Consider the following 2,553-nt stretch of genomic DNA (forward strand, 5'->3'; position numbering starts at 1 on the left):
CCGCGGCATGCGCACCGCTGGGGCCTGGCGACCGCGGCCGCGCTGGCGCTGGTGGTCGGCTTCGGCGTCACCTGGAACGGGATCGACGAACCGGCGACTGCCGGCCCGGACCTCGCGGCGCTGCCGGCTCCCGGCGCCAGCGAACCGCTGGCCACGCTCGAGCAGGACCCAGACTTCTACCTGTGGCTGGCGTCCGCCGACGCCGTGGCCCTGGCTTCCGTGGAGTAAGGACATGGACAAGACACGCATCTTCCTCGCCACCTGCCTGCTGCTCGCCAGCAGCGGCCTGCTGGCGGGCAACCAGGCCGGGCAGGACGGCAAGGACGCGCCGCTGCCCGCCTGGGAACAGCTTTCGGCCGAACAGCGCGACCTGCTGGTCGCGCCGTTGCGCGAGCGCTGGAACGCCAACCCCGCCGAGCGGGCCCGCATGTACCACCACGCCGAGCGCTGGCACGAGATGACGCCGGAACAGCGCAAGCACGCGCGCCGGGGGATGCGCCACTGGGAGCACATGAGCCCGGAGCGCCGTGCGGAAATGAAGGCGCTGTTCCAGGCCATGAAGGCGATGACGCCGGAGCAGCGCAAGGAACTGCGCAAGCGCTGGCACGCGATGACCCCGGAGCAGCGCCGGGCGTGGGTCGAGGCGAATCCGGCTACGCCGCCGCGGTAAGGCGCGTCTTCGCCAGCAGCTCGTCGTCCCAGTCGAAGGCGAGCTGGCCGTCCTTGAGCAGCAGCGAAACGAAGTTGTAAAGGTTGCGCGCGTACATCTCGCTGGCGTGCAGGGCACCGCTGCTGGCGAGGTCCAGTGGACCGGCGATGGCCACGCCGCCGTGGTCGATGGTTTCGCCCGGACGCGTCAGTTCGCAATTGCCGCCGGTTTCGGCGGCCAGGTCGACCACCACGCTGCCGGGCTTCATGCCTTCGACCATCGCCGCGCTGATGATCTTCGGCGCGGGGCGCCCGGGCACGGCGGCGGTACAGATGATCGCGTCGATGTTGCGCACGTGTTCGGCGAGGCGGCGCTGCTGTTCGGCGCGCTCCTCGTCGGTCAGGGCGCGCGCGTAACCGCCCTCGCCCGCCGCGCTCACGCCGAGGTCGAGGAAGCGGCCCCCCAGCGATTCGATCTGTTCGCGCGTCTCGGGGCGCACGTCGAAGCCCTCGACCTGCGCACCGAGGCGCTTGGCGGTGGCGATGGCCTGCAACCCGGCCACGCCGGCGCCCACCACCAGCACCCTGGAAGGACGGATGGTGCCGGCGGCGGTAGTCAGCATCGGGAAGAAGCGTGGCGCCAGCTGCGCGGCGATCAGCGTTGCCTTGTAGCCGGCCATGCCGGCCTGGGAACTGAGCACGTCCATCGCCTGCGCACGCGTGGTGCGGGGCAACCGCTCCAGCGGGAACGCGATGATGCCGCGCGCCTGCAGCGCAGCGGCGCGCGCGGGGTCGGCTTGCGGATGCAGCATGCCGATCACCACGGTGCCGTCGCGCAGCCCTTCTATCGCGGCCACCGGTGGCGGTTGCACGCACAGCACCACGTCGGCGCCGCTGGTCGCGGCGGCGGCGTCGGCGACCAACTGCGCGCCGGCCTCGGCGTAGGCCGCGTCCGGGAAATGCGCGAATTCGCCCAGGCCGCGCTCCACCAGGACGGTGGCGCCGGCCGCCACGAGCTTGCGGCAGGTCTCCGGCGTCAGCGCCACGCGCCGCTCGCCGGGCACGGATTCACGGGCCACCCCTATCGTCACCGCCATGCGTCGCTCCGCCGGGATCGTTCCCGGCATCGTAGCCGAATGCCGGCGCCGCCTGCGTCAGGCGACGCGGGCGGCCGAGCGGCCGAGCTCCTGCCGGACCAGGCGCATGGCCTCGTCGAAGGGCTTTTCGTCGGCTTCAGCGAACAGGTGGCCGCTGCGCACCAGGCTGGCCAGTTGCTCCGGCGACGCCACCAACTGGCGCACGCCGCGGCGGTTGACCAGCAGCAGGCGGCCGGAGAGCGGGCTGATCCAGGCCACCTTGACCGGGGCCTCGTGTCCCTTCTCGTCGGTCAGCCGCATCCAGTCGCCAGGGTGCAACGAGCGCATGCGCTCGGCCACGGCGGGATCGAAATCGAGCGTGTCGGTACCGCCGGCCACGTGCAGGATCGCGGTGCCGGTTTCTTCCTCGACGGTCTCGGGCACCGGGACCTCCGAGCGCGTTTCGCGCGGGGAATCCGGGAACGCAAGGGTACGGGCCAGGCCAGCCATCCATTCGCTGGCGACCTGCTCGTCGAGGCCGGAGCTGGACAGCGCTTCGACCAGGCCGGCGTGCAGGGCCAGTACCCGTGTCGCCACGGCGCTGCCTTCGCGGCGCGCGGCGGCTTCGTCCAGGGCGACGAGTTCGTCGGCCAGGGCCAGCACCCGCGGACGGCGTTCGGAATCGGGTCCGTCGCGCAACAGCACCTGGACCAGGTGGTGCTGCCAATGGCGGTCCAGGAAATGGGCGACGGTCGGGGTCAGGGTGCGCCCGGCGATCCGTGCGGACAACTCCCGGGCCGCTTCGGCGCGCGCGTGCTGCAGGCGTTCG

At 72.2% G+C, this 2,553-nt stretch carries 3 protein-coding genes and 1 pseudogene; 2 read left to right on the forward strand and 2 right to left on the reverse strand.

The window, feature by feature from the left end; all coding sequences use genetic code 11:
- Together QAA18_RS12645 and QAA18_RS12650 are read left to right on the forward strand one after the other, a co-directional pair.
- Window positions 1-228 (forward strand): annotated as a pseudogene (locus tag QAA18_RS12645) (hypothetical protein); the annotation flags it as partial.
- 4 nt (window positions 229-232) lie between these two features.
- The gene (locus QAA18_RS12650) at window positions 233-670 is read left to right on the forward strand and encodes a DUF3106 domain-containing protein (protein WP_279413440.1); all 438 of its coding nucleotides are present in this window, start codon (window positions 233-235) and stop codon (window positions 668-670) included.
- Here the strand turns inward: QAA18_RS12650 and QAA18_RS12655 are convergent.
- The gene (locus tag QAA18_RS12655; RefSeq protein WP_279413442.1) at window positions 654-1,745 is read right to left on the reverse strand and encodes an NAD(P) transhydrogenase subunit alpha; all 1,092 of its coding nucleotides are present in this window, start codon (window positions 1,743-1,745) and stop codon (window positions 654-656) included. The genes QAA18_RS12650 and QAA18_RS12655 overlap by 17 nt on opposite strands.
- Window positions 1,746-1,802: 57 nt before the next feature.
- Window positions 1,803-2,553 (reverse strand): DUF1631 family protein (locus tag QAA18_RS12660; RefSeq protein ID WP_279413444.1); only part of this gene is annotated, 751 nt, incomplete at its 5' end.

Origin of the sequence: Luteimonas sp. 8-5, from assembly GCF_029763755.1 — a bacterium.
GTDB lineage: Bacteria > Pseudomonadota > Gammaproteobacteria > Xanthomonadales > Xanthomonadaceae > Cognatiluteimonas.